The sequence below is a fragment of the Pedobacter segetis genome, from assembly GCF_016623585.1.
GTDB lineage: Bacteria > Bacteroidota > Bacteroidia > Sphingobacteriales > Sphingobacteriaceae > Pseudopedobacter > Pseudopedobacter segetis.
In genome coordinates, this window is the sequence record NZ_JAEHFY010000050.1 from 1 (window position 1) to 2589 (window position 2589).

Here is a 2589-nt window from a genome sequence, read left to right on the forward strand (position 1 = left end):
TGTATATTCCGATGAAGTTGACCATGTAATTCCGTGGCAAACTGACCAGTGATTAAGCTGGCGAAGAGGTTTGAAAGATGCCTTATGATCTTTGATAAAAGTAATAATTATTTTAGAGATTTATGAGTGATTTTTCGGTGGTTCCTGATTCCTTTTTTTTCTCATCGATTCACCCTGTAGCTCCATTCTATGGGCATCATGAACGATACGATCTAGGATTGCATCAGCAATGGTTTTCTCACCGATAAGTTCATGCCATTTGCCAACGGGAAGTTGGGAAGTGATGATCATAGAGGATTTACCATGCCTATCTTCAATGATTTCCATCAGTGCTGCCCGGTTTTGGGCATCAAAGGGCTGGATACCAAAGTCATCGAGTATCAGTAACTGTTGCTTTTCTATTTTAAGGATTTCCTTACTGTAGGATCCGTCAGCCTTGGCCATCTTCAATTTAGCGAATAATTTAGGAGTGCTGGCATAAAGTACTCTATAGCCAGAAAAGCAGGCCTGGTGTCCAATAGCTGAGGCCACATAGCTCTTTCCGATACCGGTGCTTCCGGTAATCAGCAGGTTTTCATTGCGGTCGATAAAGCTGCATTCGGCAAGGCGCATCAGCTGGTTCCTGTCGATATTTCGCTCTACATAGTGCTTTATCTCCTCTATGGTTGCTTTATAACGGAAGCGGGCATACAACAGCTGTCGTTCTATACGTCTGTTCTGCCGGTAATCCCATTCGGCTTCCAATAGGTGGGCCAATAACTCATCGCCAGTATAGCCATCAGTCTGCCCGCTCTCAAGACTGCTTTTGAAGGCGTGGAACATGCCGAAGAACTTCATCGACCTCATTTTTTCTAAAGTGTTGGTGTTCATATATTATTTGTTTATTGATAATAATCTTCTCCCCTGATATTTTCATGGCTGGGCATAGGCAGCTCATCTGCAAAAAGATTGTCCTGGTAACTGTCCATCTTGTTTTCCAGGATAGATTGTATGGTCTTATAGTTGTATATCCCATAGCCCAACGCCCTTCTGCAGGCCATCTGAAGCCGCCCGTTCCCTACCTTTCTGGAAAAGCTGAGTATCCCTATACAGGATTTGTAAGCTTGTTCGGGATGCTGTTTACGTTCCAGTATTTTTAGGATATATAGCCTTACATCCTCATGGATGGAGGAGGCCCAGCCCAGAAACTTCTCCGGTGTCCATTCTGCCACAAACCTGTGTGAGGTGGCCATGTGGTCCTTGTCGGTGCTATAGTTGTACGGGCTTTTGATACGTTTATGTATCGCTATGCGCTCGTAATGGAAGAAAGCCTCTACCGTGGATCTGGAATATAACAGCTTTATCTTCTTCCCGATAAAGCGATAAGGCACACTATAATAATGTTTGTCTATGCCAAGGCAGACGTGGCCGTTTTTCATTACCGTAGCGTAGCATTGCTTTTTTAGTTCGTAGGGAATCAGAGGAAGGGCAGAAAGGGCTCCCCGTTCTATCTCTTCAAACTGTAGGCGCCTGCTGTAGTTACGACCTTTCAATAACTGGTTGTTATGTTCTTCCAGGCTTATCTTTATTGCGGCATTCAGGGATTCGATGGAGTGGAAAACCATCTTCCTCAAAGGAGCATAGACACGGGAATAGATGATCTTGACGGCTCCTTCCACCAAAGCCTTATCGCGGGGCTTGTAGGCCCTGGCAGGCAATATTGTGGTGCCATAATGGTCTGCGAAATCTGAAAAGGCCTCGTTCAGCAGAGGTTCATAACGGCTGCTCTTGGTCACTGCCGCTTTCAGGTTGTCCGGCACAATAGCTCCCGGCACCCCTCCGATATAATGGAAGGCATGGTCACAGGCCATGATAAAGCCCTCTTTCCGCTGGGTTGCCACCGCTTCTACATAAGTGAGCTGGCCGGCGCCAAGGATGGCGACGAACACCTCTACCGGGATCACTTCGCCGGTTTCCTCATTCACATAACTGAGCTTCTGGCCGGCAAAATCAACATACAGCATATCGCCCGCCTTATGGTCCATATGCATTACCGGGTTTACACGAGACTTCCATTGCTTATAATAGAGACAGAACTGGCTGTAACGGTAGCCTTGGGGAAATTCTTTCAAATAAGCCTCCCATAACATCTGCCGGTTTACCCCCGTACGCTTGAGTTCTTTGTCCATGGCAGGGAAACATCGTTGAAGGGCTTGCATACGGGAACTGGGTGGCTGCTCTCTGCTTTTTCCAAAAAGATCTTCCAGTTCCTTGTCATTAAGGGCGTTTATCTCATCAAAGCTAAAGTCTCCCTGAATGAAGGCAGAAATGTATTTCCTTACCGTGTTACGGGAGCAACCGCTCTGTACCGTAATGGACATGATGCTGCGCCCCTGATGGGACATCCTGAGGATTTGTCTTATCTTATTCATGCTGATTGTCGTATTTGCCATTTCTGAGGTGTTAATCCCTCAAAAATAGGCTTGATCTTACAGCATCTTTCAACGTACTTACCTGGTCACTTTCCAGCGGAATACTCTGGTCAGTTTCTAACGGAATGACTGGCCAGTTTAAATCGGAATAGGGTGGTCAACTTCATCGGAATCTCCA

General features: G+C 46.1%; 2 protein-coding genes. Both read right to left on the reverse strand.

The annotated features are described in order from the left end of the window. Positions 1–120: 120 nt before the first annotated feature. Positions 121–870, reverse strand: a complete 750-nt coding sequence (gene istB, locus I5M32_RS16505) for an IS21-like element helper ATPase IstB (protein WP_200588267.1) — start codon at positions 868–870, stop codon at positions 121–123. An 11-nt stretch (positions 871–881) separates the two neighbouring features. Further along, positions 882–2432, reverse strand: coding sequence for an IS21 family transposase (gene istA, locus I5M32_RS16510; RefSeq protein WP_234461998.1), 1551 nt, complete (start codon positions 2430–2432; stop codon positions 882–884). Positions 2433–2589 lie beyond the last annotated feature (157 nt).

Coding starts and splice junctions, on each gene's coding strand:
- istB (WP_200588267.1), bottom strand. CDS start 870: ATGAACACCAACACTTTAGAAAAAATGAGGTCGATGAAGTTCTTCGGC.
- istA (WP_234461998.1), bottom strand. CDS start 2,432: ATGGCAAATACGACAATCAGCATGAATAAGATAAGACAAATCCTCAGG.